This window comes from Vibrio sp. E14, assembly GCF_020515785.1.
Classification (GTDB): Bacteria; Pseudomonadota; Gammaproteobacteria; order Enterobacterales; family Vibrionaceae; genus Vibrio; species Vibrio diabolicus.
The window spans coordinates 51,130-66,500 of sequence record NZ_JAHPJI010000013.1 but is presented as its reverse complement, the minus strand read 5'-3'; the positions used below and the strand labels follow the sequence as shown (position 1 = coordinate 66,500).

The 15,371-nt window shown below is 46.6% G+C and carries 15 protein-coding genes; 9 read left to right on the top strand and 6 right to left on the bottom strand.

The genetic code is table 11. The annotated features are described in order from the left end of the window. Nucleotides 1-217: 217 nt before the first annotated feature. Nucleotides 218-763, bottom strand: a complete 546-nt coding sequence (gene orn / locus LIX84_RS21720; RefSeq protein ID WP_005395387.1) for an oligoribonuclease — start codon at nt 761-763, stop codon at nt 218-220. 127 nt (nt 764-890) lie between these two features. Between orn and rsgA the strand changes: the two genes are divergently transcribed. The 4 genes from rsgA to LIX84_RS21700 all read left to right on the top strand — a co-directional run bounded on the left by rsgA (nt 891) and on the right by LIX84_RS21700 (nt 5,532). After that, nucleotides 891-1,955: a small ribosomal subunit biogenesis GTPase RsgA gene (gene rsgA, locus LIX84_RS21715; RefSeq protein ID WP_145533604.1), complete on the top strand. Its 1,065-nt coding sequence runs from the start codon at nt 891-893 to the stop codon at nt 1,953-1,955. Nucleotides 1,956-2,071: 116 nt separating this feature from the next. Further along, the gene (asd, locus tag LIX84_RS21710; protein ID WP_005395389.1) at nt 2,072-2,929 is read left to right on the top strand and encodes an archaetidylserine decarboxylase; all 858 of its coding nucleotides are present in this window, start codon (nt 2,072-2,074) and stop codon (nt 2,927-2,929) included. A 167-nt stretch (nt 2,930-3,096) separates the two neighbouring features. After that, nucleotides 3,097-4,512 carry an SLC13 family permease gene (locus LIX84_RS21705; protein ID WP_005395396.1) on the top strand — a complete coding sequence of 472 codons (1,416 nt, stop codon included), beginning with the start codon at nt 3,097-3,099 and terminating at the stop codon, nt 4,510-4,512. 132 nt (nt 4,513-4,644) lie between these two features. Then, on the top strand, nt 4,645-5,532 hold the full coding sequence (locus LIX84_RS21700) for a DMT family transporter (protein WP_005381469.1): 888 nt from the start codon (nt 4,645-4,647) through the stop codon (nt 5,530-5,532). 82 nt (nt 5,533-5,614) lie between these two features. Here the strand turns inward: LIX84_RS21700 and gpmM are convergent, their stop codons facing one another. Further along, on the bottom strand, nt 5,615-7,147 hold the full coding sequence (gpmM, locus tag LIX84_RS21695) for a 2,3-bisphosphoglycerate-independent phosphoglycerate mutase (RefSeq protein WP_226422152.1): 1,533 nt from the start codon (nt 7,145-7,147) through the stop codon (nt 5,615-5,617). Between the two features lie 547 nt (nt 7,148-7,694). Here gpmM and LIX84_RS21690 point away from each other — a divergent pair. The 5 genes from LIX84_RS21690 to LIX84_RS21670 all read left to right on the top strand — a co-directional run bounded on the left by LIX84_RS21690 (nt 7,695) and on the right by LIX84_RS21670 (nt 12,144). After that, nucleotides 7,695-8,129, top strand: a complete 435-nt coding sequence (locus tag LIX84_RS21690; RefSeq protein ID WP_005395399.1) for a rhodanese-like domain-containing protein — start codon at nt 7,695-7,697, stop codon at nt 8,127-8,129. Nucleotides 8,130-8,375: 246 nt separating this feature from the next. After that, the gene (gene secB, locus LIX84_RS21685) at nt 8,376-8,840 is read left to right on the top strand and encodes a protein-export chaperone SecB (protein WP_005395400.1); all 465 of its coding nucleotides are present in this window, start codon (nt 8,376-8,378) and stop codon (nt 8,838-8,840) included. Nucleotides 8,841-9,035: 195 nt separating this feature from the next. Continuing rightward, on the top strand, nt 9,036-10,073 hold the full coding sequence (gene gpsA, locus LIX84_RS21680; protein ID WP_226422151.1) for an NAD(P)H-dependent glycerol-3-phosphate dehydrogenase: 1,038 nt from the start codon (nt 9,036-9,038) through the stop codon (nt 10,071-10,073). Nucleotides 10,074-10,151: 78 nt separating this feature from the next. Continuing rightward, a complete protein-coding gene (gene cysE, locus LIX84_RS21675; protein ID WP_005395410.1) occupies nt 10,152-10,973 on the top strand; it encodes a serine O-acetyltransferase in 822 nt (273 codons plus the stop codon). A gap of 25 nt (nt 10,974-10,998) precedes the next feature. Continuing rightward, complete coding sequence (locus LIX84_RS21670) at nt 10,999-12,144, top strand: murein hydrolase activator EnvC family protein (protein WP_170903524.1); 1,146 nt, start codon at nt 10,999-11,001, stop codon at nt 12,142-12,144. Nucleotides 12,145-12,217: 73 nt separating this feature from the next. On the opposite strand, the gene LIX84_RS21665 is transcribed toward LIX84_RS21670, so the two are convergent. The 4 genes from LIX84_RS21665 to epmA all read right to left on the bottom strand — a co-directional run bounded on the left by LIX84_RS21665 (nt 12,218) and on the right by epmA (nt 15,331). Further along, nucleotides 12,218-13,174: a DHH family phosphoesterase gene (locus LIX84_RS21665; RefSeq protein WP_226422150.1), complete on the bottom strand. Its 957-nt coding sequence runs from the start codon at nt 13,172-13,174 to the stop codon at nt 12,218-12,220. A 144-nt stretch (nt 13,175-13,318) separates the two neighbouring features. Next, a complete protein-coding gene (locus LIX84_RS21660; RefSeq protein ID WP_005395413.1) occupies nt 13,319-13,954 on the bottom strand; it encodes a TetR/AcrR family transcriptional regulator in 636 nt (211 codons plus the stop codon). A gap of 21 nt (nt 13,955-13,975) precedes the next feature. Then, a complete protein-coding gene (locus LIX84_RS21655) occupies nt 13,976-14,350 on the bottom strand; it encodes a VanZ family protein (protein ID WP_104971029.1) in 375 nt (124 codons plus the stop codon). Between the two features lie 9 nt (nt 14,351-14,359). Further along, complete coding sequence (gene epmA, locus LIX84_RS21650) at nt 14,360-15,331, bottom strand: elongation factor P--(R)-beta-lysine ligase (protein WP_046874653.1); 972 nt, start codon at nt 15,329-15,331, stop codon at nt 14,360-14,362. Between the last annotated feature and the right edge of the window lie 40 nt (nt 15,332-15,371).

Sequence of the window (15,371 nt, the reverse complement as noted above, 5' to 3'; positions counted from 1 at the left end):
GGTTCGAACTCGTGACCTCAACCTTGGCAAGGTTGCGCTCTACCAACTGAGCTAGTGTCGCATCAACAACGTTTCCGCTGTTTAGGGCTGCGAATTATAAGAGCATTTTTTTGTGATGCAAGTCCTTCCTTCAAAAAAACTTTATTTTTTTACTGAACGATGAAAAAGCAATCAAAAGCGATATAAATTACAACAATTTGGATCGCAACCTTAACAGTTAAATCTTGAAAATAGTACCACGATAGTACTTAAGTTCTGCAATCGACTCGCGAATGTCGTCCAAGGCCAAATGTGTTCCCTGTTTTGTGAACCCATTTAATACTTCAGGTTGCCAACGACGCGCCAATTCTTTAAGAGTGCTGACGTCAACATATCGGTAATGAAAGAACTCTTCTAATTCCGGCATGTGTTTGTACAAGAAGCGACGATCTTGCCCAATGCTGTTACCACATATTGGCGACGCCCCTTTCGGCACCCATTTTTCTAAGAATTCAATGGTTTGTGCGACCGCATCTTGTTCTGAGATTTTACTGTTGCGAACGCGTTCCACCAAGCCGCTTGCCGTATGCGTATTGGTGCACCAATCGTCCATTTTCGCTAGCTCTTCTTCCGGCTGATGAATCGCTAATACTGGACCTTCAGCCAAAATATTTAGCTCGCTATCCGTGACAATAGAAGCAATTTCAATGATTTTGTGCGTTTCAGGATCAAGCCCTGTCATCTCTAAATCAACCCAAATTAGGTTTTGATCGCTAAAGGACATGGTTACGCCGCCTATTTGTTTATCGATAAAAGAGGTACTATACCTCAAAATACGGGAAACACGATACTCACTCAGAGCCAAGATCACGGCTCAACCATTTGAGTAAATTCACATAAAGTACAGAATTGTGGCAAAGAAGAAAAAGTTAACCAAAGGTCAAGTGCGACGCGTACGCAGCAACCAACAAAAGCGTTTAAAAAAGCAAGAAGAGTCCATCCTGTGGGATGAAAACATGCTAGGCGCAAGCAAACAAGGTCTAGTGATCACTCGTTTTGGCCAGCACGCGGATATTGAAGACCTTGAAACAGGCGAGATTCAACGCTGTAACCTTCGCCGTGGTATCGAATCTTTAGTATCTGGCGATCGAGTTTTATGGCGCGAAGGCTTGGAGTCTATGGCTGGCATTTCTGGCGTTGTTGAAGCGGTAGAACCTCGTTCTTCAGTGCTCACTCGTCCAGATTACTACGATGGCCTAAAGCCCGTAGCTGCCAATATAGATCAAATGGTCATTGTCTCCTCGGTACTGCCCGAGCTATCACTGAATATTATTGACCGCTACCTCGTAGCATCAGAAACACTGAATATCGCACCATTGCTGGTCTTAAACAAAGTCGATCTTCTAGAAGCCGATGATCGTGCAATGTATGAAGAATGGCTCAAAGAATATGAACGTATTGGCTATAAAGTGCTTCTGGTCAGCAAGAAATCTGGAGAAGGCATTGCTGAACTAGAAACTCTGCTGCGTGACCGAATTAATATCTTTGTTGGTCAATCAGGCGTAGGGAAATCCAGCTTAGTCAACGCGTTAATGCCGGAACTAGAGAGCGAAGTGGAAGAAGGCGAAGTTTCCGAGAACTCAGGTTTAGGCCAACACACCACGACAGCAGCGCGCTTGTATCATATTCCGACGGGTGGCGACTTGATCGACTCGCCTGGAGTGCGTGAATTTGGGCTTTGGCATTTGGAAGCAGAAGAAGTAACGAAAGCATTCGTTGAATTCCGACCATACTTAGGCGGTTGTAAGTTCAGAGATTGTAAGCACAATGACGACCCTGGCTGCCTTCTACGTGAAGCTGTTGAGAAAGGGGAAATCAACGAAACTCGCTTTGAAAACTACCATCGCATTTTGGAAAGCATGGTTGAAAACAAAGCAAACCGTCAGTATTCACGCAATAAGAAAGCCGATCTGTAATTAAGTTAAGACTGTAACTGTGTAAAAAGTCTTCACCTAATACTGACAAGCAAATTAAATTTCAGTAACATCACGCGCCCTAAAGCGCGAATCTAACAGAAGTATCGGAATTAAAGATGGACAAGTTTAAAGTTGGACTGCAGTACTGGATCCCACAACACGGCCTCACTCGCCTAATGGGCAAACTGGCTTCAGCAAAAGCTGGCGGTCTAACAACAGCAGTTATTCGTTGGTTTATCAAACAATACAATGTGAACATGGATGAGGCGAAGCACTCAGATCCTAAGCATTTTAAAACGTTCAACGAGTTTTTCGTTCGTGAGCTAAAAGAGGGCGCACGCCCAATTTCTGAAGGCGAAAACGTCATCACTCACCCAGCCGACGCTTGTGTTAGCCAATTTGGCCCTATTGAAGATGGTCAACTTATCCAAGCAAAAGGTCATCACTTCTCAGCGCAAGAACTGCTGGGCGGTGACGCGAATTTAGCAAACGAATTTAAAGATGGATCTTTTGCCACGCTGTACCTGTCTCCGCGCGATTACCATCGTGTACACATGCCGTGTGACGGCACACTGCGCCAAATGATTTACGTGCCTGGTGACCTGTTCTCGGTAAACCCACTTACGGCAGAAAACGTTCCAAATCTATTCGCACGTAACGAGCGTGTGGTGTGTATCTTTGACACTGAGTTTGGTCCTATGGCACAAGTGCTTGTTGGCGCAACCATCGTAGGTAGCATTGAGCAAGTATGGGCTGGCACGATCACTCCGCCTCGTGGCAATACTGTCTACAAATGGGATTACCCAGCTGAGGGTGACAAGGCCGTGATCTTGAAAAAAGGCGAAGAGATGGGCCGCTTCAAACTGGGCTCTACTGTTATTAACCTGTTTGCCAAAGACGCGATTGAGTTTGACGCAAGCATGGAAAACGGTAAGCCAACCGTAATGGGCACACCTTACGCCTTGAAAAAATAAACAAAACCCCGTTAAAAGAGCCCTTTCTCAAGGGCTCTTTTTATTGATAAAAAGCAAAATTCCGTTCAAAATTTAGCCTCTATTTCTCAAACTCATACCTGCCTCTAAGACCTTCATTCCACAATCAATTATCCTGCGTTTAGGATGAATATTTAGAGGGGCAGCCAATGCCAAAGATGAGTGTAAACACGCTGGCGAAATTGCTGGTATGCTTTTTAATTCCGCTCGGTGTTTTGATGATGCCGATTGATGCTATTCCTATTGATGATCTCACTTTAATTCAGCATCGCCTGTTGGCTATTTTTCTGCTTGCTGCCCTACTTTGGGTTCTTGAGCCGGTCCCCGTTTTTGCTACGTCCATTCTTATTATCGCTCTTGAACTGATCATGATATCGGATAAAGGTTTGCATCTATTTCGCAATCCACCAGCGGGGCATGATTTAGGAGAGTTAATTGCTTACACCGATATTTTCTCTGCCTTCTCTTCACCGATCATTATTCTTTTTATGGGTGGGTTTGCCCTCGCCATCGCGGCTTCCAAATACGAACTCGACAACAATCTCGCCCGAGTGCTACTAAAACCATTCGGCACACAACCTAAGTTCATCATGCTGGGTTTGATGCTCATTACCGCCGTTTTTTCAATGTTCATGTCCAACACTGCCACGACGGTCATGATGTTGGCGCTGCTTGGTCCAATCGTCGCTTCTGCACCTAAAGGGGATTTAGGGATTAAAGCGCTGGTGCTGTGCATTCCAATTGCCGCGAATACTGGCGGCATTGCAACTCCGATAGGTACGCCACCTAACGCAATAGCGCTCCAATACCTCACCGGAGAAAACGCCATAGACTTCTTATCTTGGATGACAATGGGCCTACCATTTGTGCTGATACAACTCACTGTTGCTTGGTTTTTGTTGCAGAAGCTGTTTCCGTCCAGCGAACCAGAAATGAAACTAAAGCTGGATGGTACGTTCAAAAAGAGCTGGCGCGCGATCGTCGTCTACATCACTTTTGCACTAACCATTGTGCTTTGGATGACAACGAAAGTGCACGGCATGAACACGTATGTTGTTGCGATTATCCCGCTTGCGGTCTTCACCTTAACGGGCATTATGGGAAAAGAAGAACTCAAGCTGATTAACTGGGATGTTTTATGGCTGGTTGCCGGTGGTATCGCAATTGGTATTGCCTTAGACAAAACAGGCTTAGCCGAAGCATTGGCACACGCCATTGATTACAGCTTACTATCACCATTTGCCGTTGTCTTTGCCCTATCGGTCGTATGTTGGTTAATGGCGAACTTTATGTCTAATACCGCAACGGCAAACTTATTAATGCCTATTGCTGCCGCTATTGGTACATCCATGCCAAGCCTTATTGCGGTTGGTGGCCTACAAGGTTTACTGGTTGTCGTCGCATTCTCCGCATCACTTGGCATGATCTTACCGGTTTCCACGCCACCAAACTCTTTGGCTTATTCAACAGGCCTAATCGAGAGCAAAGACATGGCGAAAGTGGGGCTGATTCTTGGTTTGATTGGTCTATTTATCGTGTATGGCGCAGTTCTGGTGATGTTTTAATCGAAAAGCTCCGTGACAGAGCTTGCTGTCATGGAGCTGTTCGCCAACTATTGCCCTCGCAGAGCAGCTTTTACATCCATTAAATTTCGTGCATATTAAGACTCCTCAAATCTACAAGGACGTCGACACATCATGGGTTACGAATGGCTTGCTTTATGCGCCGCTTTTCTGTGGGCAGTTTCTAGCCTTATTTCTGTCATTCCTGCACAACACCTAGGCGCATTTTCTTACAGCCGCTGGCGCATGGGCTGTACGGCCGTTATCTTATCAACAATGGCCTGGATAACTGGCGGCTGGTTAACGGTTTCTTGGGAACATGTAACGCCAATGATGGCGTCGGGTCTGATTGGAATTTTCATCGGTGATACCGCTCTGTTTGCGTGCTTGAATCGTATGGGACCAAGACAAGCCGGACTACTGTTTTCCTGCCATGCGGTATTCTCGGCCATTTTGGGCTACTTCTTATTTAGCGAAGTCATGACCACAATAGAACTACTGGGCGCATCATTGGTATTTAGCGGCGTGGTGATGGCGATATTCTTTGGCCGAAGAGGCCAAGTGAATAACGTCTTGGAAGACATTAAAGGTAACATCTGGGTGGGTATTGGACTTGGCTTAACCGCAGCAATGTGCCAAGCATTGGGCGGCATCATCGCCAAGCCAGTAATGCAAACCAGCATTGACCCCGTTGCGGCTTCTGCTATTCGAATGATCAGTGCATTTTTCGCCCACAGCATGTTGTTAGTTCTAGGGGTCAAAGTCGCTCGCTCGACACAACACATTACTTGGCGAGTATTTGGTATTACTGCGCTTAACGGTTTCTTGGCGATGGCCGTCGGCATGACGCTGATCTTATACGCACTGCAAGAAGGGAATGTAGGTATGGTTGCACTGCTATCTTCAACCACGCCAATTATGTTGCTACCGCTACTCTGGATTTACACTAAACGCCGACCAAACCGATTTGCATGGTTGGGCGCAGCCCTAGCTGTGATTGGTGCGGGCATTTTGGTTCAATAACCTTACAGACCAGCCCTTGTTGCCAGATACAAAAAAGCCCGAGTTTAAACTCGGGCTTTTGTCATTCTGAGTTGTCAGTTAATTATTTAACTAGCACTTCACCCGTCATTTCTGCTGGGATATCTAGACCCGCTAGAGAAAGCATGGTTGGTGCAAGGTCAGACAGTTTGCCGCCTTCTTTGAACTCAACCGCTTTATCACCTACGTAAATAAGAGGAACCGGTAGGTTAGTGTGCGCTGTGTGAGTACCACCCGTTTCTGGGTCAACCATCATTTCTGCGTTACCGTGGTCCGCAGTGATCAATAGCTGACCGCCAACTTCTTTGATTGCTTCAACTACTTTGCCAACACTTTCATCTAGCGCTTCGATTGCTTTCTCAGCTGCTTCGTAAACGCCAGTGTGACCAACCATATCTGCGTTCGGGTAGTTACAGATGATAGTGTCGAACTTACCAGACTTGATAGCCGCAACCAGTTTCTCTGTAAGCTCAGGGGAGCTCATTTCTGGCTGAAGGTCGTAAGTGGCTACTTTTGGAGAAGCAACAAGCTGGCGCTCTTCGCCTTCAAATTCGTTTTCAACACCGCCGTTGAAGAAAAACGTTACGTGCGCATATTTCTCTGTTTCAGAGATACGTAGCTGAGTTTGACCTTGCTTAGACAGCCACTCACCGTACGTGTTTTCTAGAGACGCTGGTGGGAATGCGATTGCTAGAGGGATATCTGCCGCGTATTGAGTCAACATAACGAAGTTAACTGCCGGGAATACCGCACGCTCAAAGCCATCAAAGTCAGGTACGAATGCGCGAGTGATTTGACGAGCACGGTCAGCACGGTAGTTCATGAAGATAACCGCATCACCGTCTTGCATCATTGCGTCTTCTTCGCCTTCCGCTTTGATGGCTGTCGCTTTCACGAATTCATCGTTCTCTTCACGAGCGTAAGCGGCTTCTAGACCAGCAACGGCGGTTTCTGCTGTGAACTCAGCTTTCGCTTGAGTCAGAAGATCGTAAGCAACTTGAACGCGATCCCAATTGTTGTCACGGTCCATAGCGTAGTAGCGACCTACTAGAGAAGCAACACGACCTTTACCTAGTTTCGCGAATAGATCTTGGAAACGTTGTAGCGAGTTTTCTGCACTACGTGGTGGCGTGTCACGACCGTCTAGGAAACAGTGTAGGTAGATTTTCTCAGCGCCACGAGCCGCTGCCATTTCAACCGCTGCGTAGATATGGTCTTCATGAGAGTGTACGCCACCTGGAGACATCAGACCCATGATGTGTACCGCTTTCTCTGCTTTAACAGCAGCATCAACTGCTTCAACAAGCGCTGGTGTTTCAGCGAACTCACCGTCAGCGATCGATTTAGTGATACGAGTTAGATCTTGGTATACAACGCGACCTGCGCCAATGTTAGTGTGACCAACTTCTGAGTTACCCATTTGACCATCAGGAAGGCCAACATCCATGCCTGAAGCAGAGATTAGAGTGTGTGGGTTATTCGCAATCAGAGCATCCATTACTGGTGTTTTCGCATTCGCAATTGCGTTACTTGCTGTGTCTTCACGGTAACCGTAACCGTCAAGGATAACTAGAGCCAGTGGCTTCTTAGCTGACATAGTGATGACCTCATCAAATTTAAGTAACTTTTGGCGTAGGGCCTCGCTGCCCTATCTAACCTTGAAACAAAACTAGCGTAATTTTACTACACTTTTTAACCAAAACTGTAGGTTAAGATCAAATAATGTTTGCGATTTATTGTTGCTATCTTACAAGTTAAGCGAACAACGAGTCAGTGCCGACAAACGTGTTCCACAAGCATAGTCATTCCTAATACGCTTTGTACACCCCAGTCTAGGTTCGGTTTTCTTACGCTTCTGATTCTTGTTTTTGCACCTGAAACAGCGCTTATTTAACGCATGATCGAACAAGATTGGTTAGTTCCTATTGTTCGCTTTTTTCGGTAAAACAAAAGTCACTTAAGTCGATAAATCCAATAGGCAAAAACAATCAAGCTACCATAGCCTAAGGCACGGATGGCAATAACATAAAGGGTTTATAGAGATCTCAATTATTCGTTAGAAAATTTTAACCCTCTCGCCTAAGAGGCTTAACCCCGCTATACTCCTGCTTTATTTTTCCGCCAACAGCGTAAGAGCTCAAGACATGCAAGAGTACATTGAATTTTTCCAACAGAACATGATTCTATCTTTGGTTTGGGTAGGTCTTCTTGTCGCCTTTATCATGAACATCGTGAAGTCAGCGACGGCCGCATACAAAGAAATCAACGTAAACCAACTGACTCATCTTATGAACCGTGAAAACGGCGTTGTAGTGGATATCCGCACAAAGGACGAGTTCAAAAAAGGTCATATCACCGACTCACTTCACATTTTACCGTCAGATATCAAAGCGGGTAACTTTGGTAGCCTTGAAAACCACAAATCAGACCCAATCATTGTGGTATGCAAAACAGGGCAAAACGCTCAAGAAAGCGCGAACCTATTAGTAAAAGCAGGCTTTGAAAAAGTAAGCCTACTGAAGAACGGCTTGATTGCATGGAACGAAGCGAACCTGCCTTTAGTACGTGGTAAAAAGTAATACCCGGCAGCTTCGATAACGTGGCAGAGGCAAAAGACAAGGTACGCACCAAGCGTGTTTTTGCCAAGCTTCGTGGATAATAAACTGAGCAAATTGAAAGCAGTTGAAGCATTAAGTTGTGACGCTTTGCACGTAATACACGCTTCATCTAGTCAAGGTAGATTGGCTCAGTTAGTCTCGGGACATACCAGTTTTCTGAGTTTAGACGTTTCTAGGCTCTACAAATATTTATTTAAGGATTAAAAAATGGCTGAAGCAGCACCTCAAGAAGCACAACAAAACTTCGCAATTCAACGCATCTTCCTAAAAGACGTTTCTTTCGAAGCGCCAAACTCTCCAGTAATCTTCCAAAAAGAGTGGAACCCAGACGTTAAACTAGACCTAGACACTCAAAGCCGTGAGCTTGGTGAAGGCGTTTACGAAGTTGTTCTACGTCTAACCGTTACTGTGAAGAACGAAGAAGAGACAGCGTTCCTATGTGAAGTTCAACAAGGTGGTATCTTCACTGCTGAGCAAATGGAAGCAGGCCAACTTGCACATTGCCTAGGCGCATTCTGCCCGAACATCCTATTCCCATACGCTCGTGAAACTATCTCAAGCCTAGTGGTTAAAGGTACGTTCCCTCAACTGAACCTAGCGCCAGTTAACTTCGACGCGCTATTCATGAACTACCTACAACAGCAAGCTCAACAAGGCGAAGCTGAAGCGTAATTCACGTTTTGTAAGTGACGAATAGCCTGAGTGCTGACGTCACCGACTCTAATAAAATGCACAGAGCGTCTACCATCCGATGCAATGTGCATTTTTTATTTCTGACAAAAGTTCCTAGTTCCTAATCGCCAGAAGGCGTAAAATTTGACGATTAGGAACTAGATTCTACTAGTAGAAAGACAATTAGGCGGTAGCATGACACAAGCAAATACAAACAATGCTTACGGTAAAGACATCGCAATGACGGTGATTGGCGCAGGTTCATACGGTACCTCTCTGGCGATCTCACTCGCTCGTAACGGCGCGAACGTAGTCCTTTGGGGACACGAGCCTGAGCACATGGCACGTTTAGAAGCGGATCGCGCGAACCACGCTTTCTTACCTGGTGTTGATTTCCCTGAAAGCTTGATCATTGAATCGGATTTAGAAAAAGCCGTACAAGCAAGCCGAGATTTATTGGTTGTGGTTCCAAGCCATGTTTTTGGCATCGTACTGAACAGCTGTAAGCCTTTCTTACGTGAAGACTCTCGTATCTGCTGGGCAACCAAAGGTCTTGAGCCAGAAACGGGTCGTCTGCTGAAAGACGTCGCTTATGACATTATCGGTGAAAACTACTCACTGGCTGTATTGTCTGGCCCAACGTTCGCCAAAGAGCTCGCGATGGGCATGCCTACTGCAATTTCAGTTGCTTCTCCAGATGCTGAATTTGTCGCTGACCTACAAGAAAAAATCCACTGCAGCAAAACCTTCCGCGTGTACGCCAATAGTGACTTTATCGGGATGCAATTGGGCGGTGCGGTGAAAAACGTTATCGCAATTGGTGCGGGTATGTCTGACGGCATCGGTTTTGGAGCCAACGCGCGTACTGCATTGATTACTCGTGGTTTGGCCGAAATGAGCCGTCTTGGTGCTGCGCTTGGTGCAAAACCAGAAACCTTCATGGGTATGGCTGGTTTGGGCGACCTTGTCCTAACGTGTACCGACAACCAATCACGCAACCGCCGCTTTGGTTTAGCGCTAGGTCAAGGTAAAGACGTCGACACGGCACAAGAAGAAATTGGCCAAGTCGTAGAAGGCTACCGCAACACGAAAGAAGTATGGATGCTCTCTCAACGCATGGGTGTTGAGATGCCAATTGTTGATCAAATTTATCAAGTATTGTATCAAGGGAAGGATGCACACCTGGCAGCGCAAGATTTACTTGCTCGTGACAAAAAAGCCGAAGGAAAGTAGCACTCTACGCCCCTTCGCACCTCATCTGAGAAGAATAGAAGTTGTCGGGTCACGGAAGAACCACTCAGGATATTGAGAATGAAACACTGCGAAAAACAAAAAGTCTGGAACAGAATTGTCTCAGAAGCCCGCGAAATGTCAGAGCAAGAGCCAATGCTGGCCAGCTTTTACCATGCCACCATCATCAAGCATGAAAGTTTCTGTGCCGCGCTCAGCTACATTTTGGCAAACAAGTTAAACACGGCATCGATGCCAGCAATGGCAGTACGTGAAGTGGTAGAAGAAGCGTTCTCTGCCGACCCAACCATTACCGATTGTGCCGCTTGTGACATTTGTGCCACGGTTAATCGCGACCCTGCAGTTTCGATGTACTCTATGCCGCTGCTGTACTTAAAGGGCTACCACGCTCTGCAAGGCTACCGCGTGGCAAACTGGCTATGGAAACAAGGGCGCCATGCACTGGCAACCTACCTGCAAAACCAAATTTCGGTTGCGTGTCAGGTAGACATTCACCCGGCAGCACGCATTGGTAGCGGCATCATGCTCGACCACGCAACGGGGATCGTCATCGGTGAAACTGCGGTTATCGATAATGACGTCTCAATTCTACAAGACGTTACCTTAGGCGGTACGGGTAAAGAGTGCGGCGATCGTCACCCGAAAATCCGTGAAGGTGTGATGATTGGTGCAGGTGCAAAAATTCTTGGCAATATCGAAGTCGGCGAAGGCGCGAAAATCGGCTCTTGCTCTGTGGTATTGCAAGCAGTGCCACCACACACAACTGTGGCGGGGGTTCCTGCGAAAATCGTCGGTCGTCCAAAAACGGACAAACCTTCTCTCGATATGGATCAAGGCTTTAATGGTAAATCACAAAGCTTTATCCATGGAGATGGTATTTAATCGTCAACAAACCTTTGACAACAACGTGGTAGGTAAATCTCAAGTGCGAAAACAAAATCACCCTGTTCTACGCTCGGCTATTTTATTAACTTGTGCTTTATCTGCCACATATCCCCTCGCCTCTTCTGCCGCTAGTCAACAAGAGCTCAAAGGCGTATCAAGTGAGATAAGCCGTCAACGCAAATCTCTCTCTTCCCAAGAAAAGCAACTCAATGAGCTACAAAAATCGCTCAAAGAGCAAGAACTTGGCATTTCTAAACTTGAACGCGAAATAAGACAAACCAAATCTGAGCTCGCACAAGCAGACAAAAACATAGACAAGCTAGAAGATAAAATTGCCTTGCAAGAAGCGCAGCGCCAAGAGCAAGAGGAAGAACTCAAACAGTTGCTGCAAACGTATTACGTGACCGAACGAGCAAAAGCCAATGGTCACTTGTTGAATCAAGGTGTGGAAGAAGACCGCATGAGTCAATACTTCCAGCACTTAGCCAAAGCGCGTGCGGAAGTGATTGATGCAATCACCAAAACCACTCAAGAATTGGCACACAACAAAAACCAGCTTGAGCTAGAAAAAGAGCAAATCGAGACGTTACTCAAACAACAATCTGAGAAACGTACGGCGCTGGCAAGTACACAATCCAAACGTAAGCAAACCCTGAATAAAATTCAGAGCAGTATCAAGAACGATAAACGCTACCTTGCTGAACTGCAGCGCAACGAAACACGCCTAAAAGCCGAGATCGCCAAAGCGGCTAAGCGTAATGCCGTGCCAATGGACGGACTGGGCAAACAGCGCGGTAAACTGCCATGGCCACTCAAAGGTCGTGTATTACACAACTTCGGTACTCGCCAAACCGGGCAAGTAAACTGGAAGGGAATGGTGCTTGCGGCCAATTACGGTCAACAAGTGAAAGCCGTTTATCCGGGTACTGTCGTATTTGCTGAGTATTTACGCGGGTATGGCTTAGTGGTATTGCTTGACCACGGCAAAGGCGACATGACGCTCTACGGCTACAACCAAGCGTTGACGAAAAAAGAAGGCGATCGAGTGACCGCAGGCGAAGTGATCGCTCTTGCGGGTGATACTGGCGGGCAAGATCGCGCATCACTCTACTTCGAAATTCGCCGCAACAGTGAAGCACAAAACCCGAAATCTTGGTTGAAGCGCTGATTATCTGACTCATCGACTTATAATAAAAAAGGAGCCACTCGGCTCCTTTTTTGTATTCATATTTTGGCAAATGCTATACGTAATACGTTTCTACCGCATCAATAAAAGTACTTACATCATCTTTGCTTAATGCGTTGATGCCTGCCGCCGCTTCTCGGCCGCCACCAGTTGGAAACTGCCCACACACGGCAACGGCGCCTTGTTTGTTGTTCAACGGGGCACGTAGAGAGACCGTGTAAGTGCCATCTGCATTTTCGGTGAGTACTGCATGAGCAGAATCTGGGTTTTGATTAGCCAGCCAATTACCATACACACCGCTGATTCGACGTGATGCGGCCGTGTTTGGTAGTTCGAACAGCTTTAGCTTACCGCTCTCATGCGTGGCAGGCAGTGCCAGAGCGGCATCCATATCTTGTTGGTAAGCAGATTGCAGTTGGTAGTAAGGCGAAGTTTTATCTTCAATAGCGTCAAATGGCGACGCGTACTTCAGCAAAGCTTGGTACAAATCCGCTGGATGGAAATGTAAGTCATCCACTTTCGAACCGTAACCGTTGTAATTAATCAAAGTGCCAAGCTCTTTAAGCTGCGCTTTCTGCTCGTGTGACAATCCGACCTTGTCAGCCAATTCATCCGCTTTCGCGATCATGTTATCGCCATAAGCCGCCGTAATCGCCCATGTGTGAAAACGTCCATTTAGCAATTGATCGACAATTAAAGCCGTACACATATTGGCATCGAGATCGATGTGCGCATCCAAGTTGCCATGCTGAGGAATATCACCCGCCTTATGGTGATCGACGTAAAACACGTACGCGCCTTGAGCCAATGCTTGCTCTAGGCCTACCATGTTCTTTTCCATCGAAATGTCTAACACCGTTAGCTCATCACCCGCTTGCACGTCTACTTTTTCCACCAGCTTGATGTCGCGCTTTACACCAGTAATTAACTGAGCCTCGATAGGATCAGCCAAGCGTAATTGTAGAAGCGCAATGATGCCATCAGCATCGCCATTAAAAATGTCGTAATTCATGGAGCGATAGTTCCTTTATCGAGAGTCATATCCCAGAGAGGGCTGAACGGTATGAGGACTATTGTGCGTGGCATATTTGACAAGTCAACTCGAGCCACGACTCGAAAATGAGAGTGACTCTCGAAATATTAAGCAGCTTGACGTTTAACTGTGTAGATTGCTGACTGCATCTTCCAGTAACAGTAGCTGCTCTAACCCCTGCTCAGTTGCTAATGGCTTAACGACATTAAGCATCTGCAACATCCCTTGCTTCACCATTTGCTCAGTGATGCTGGTTTTCGAAGCCATTGCAGATTGATACGCCAACCAGCTACACGCAATCAAATGCAACGTACACACCAGTGACTTCAACTGCTGTTGATCAACATTAAGCAGCTTCAGCGATACAAACTCTTGCATGATCGCAATGAGGTTCGCTTGCAGCTTTTCTTGCACATCGATGTACTGCTCATGTAACTGCTCATCTCGTGACAAGATCTCAGGTAGATTCGCGTAGAAAAAGCGGTATTTCCACATTAGCGTAAAGATGGAATCTAGGTAGCTCTTCAGCATAGTCAGGCTTTCCTGTGAGCCTTGAATAGGGGTAAATCTTTCTAAAAGTTCTGCTGAATAAAGCGCAAAGATCTCACGAACGATTTCTTGCTTATTACGGAAGTGGTAATACAGATTACCTGGGCTAATTTCGATGTGATCGGCAATGTGATTGGTGGTGATGTTGCGTTCACCATGTTGGTTGAACAACTCCAGTGCCGCGTAGACGATTTTGTCGCGCGTTTTCATTGTTATCGTGTTCCCTCTTCATTAACGAATCGAGTATAGCGACTTCACCAACCTAGGTCGATAGAGGCTCCAAATACGGTAACATAACAGACCAGTTAGAATACCCGTTGAGTTGGCGACAAGGTCTAACCAAGAGGTTTGTCTTCCAACATACCCTTGTAGCCATTCGATGGCAGCACTAAATAATAAGATACCAATCGCCACCGCCCAACGTTGACGCCAACGCCACACGCAAAAGCAACCTAAAAACGCAAATCCGCTGTACGCCATGGCGTGCTGCATTTTATCAAGATACGCAATGTTGCCCCAGTCTTGCAACTCGCTCGAGCTCAACGATAAGTAAGCGATCAGTATTGCGTAGCTGAGAATGACCAAACGTGCAGCAGCCAAGTTCATTGAATATCCTTATGCGATTGGGAATGGAAAAGCCGTCACTTGATCAATGTGGTCACAGCCGAGCGCTAGCATGATCAAACGATCGATGCCTAACGCAACACCCGCACAATCTGGCAACCCTGCCTCCAATGCGGAGATCAAATGATAGTCGATTGGCTGCGGTTTTAAACCCATGTCGAGACGCTTCGCGTTATCTTGCTCAAAACGCGCCAGTTGCTCTTTCGGGTTATCGAGCTCATGGAACCCATTTGCCAGCTCAATTCCCTTAAAATACACCTCAAAGCGATCCGCAACACGATGGTCTTGAGGATTGATTTTCGCAAGCGCCGCCTGTGATGCCGGGAAGTCGTACACAAAAGCAGGCACATCCTGACCAATTTTGTGTTCGACTCCCACGCTAAATAGCAATTGCAGCAGCGTATCGCGATCTTCTTCAGGCTCTGCAATGTCACTCAAACCCAGCTTGCTTGCCGCCGCTTTCAGCTCCGTCATCGAGCCTTCTAGTGGGCACACACCCAACACATCAATGAAGGCTTGTTGATACGTCATGCGCTGCGCTGCACCACACTTCAATACCAACTGCAATAGGTCATCCATTTCATCCATCAGCTTGTGATGGTCAAAGCCAACGCGATACCACTCCAACATCGTGAATTCTGGATTGTGGTAACGACCATTTTCTTCGTTACGAAATGCTTTGTTGATTTGATAAATACAACCGCTGCCCGCTGCCAAAAGGCGCTTCATGTGGAATTCAGGGCTGGTCATAAAGAACAGCTTGCTACCATCGGCGTAACCCGGGCCAACAAACTCGGTTTGGAAAGTATGCAAATGAATGTCGGTCACGGTCGCGTGACTCATGGCTGGCGTGTCGACTTCCATCACCTGTCGATCAGCGAAGAATTGGCGAATCGACGCGATTAACGTCGCACGTTGACGCAGTTGGTCAATGGAAGCGGTAGGTTGCCAGTTGGTTTGCATAATAAGTCTCTCAAAACTCTAATTTAGCGCGTAAAAACCC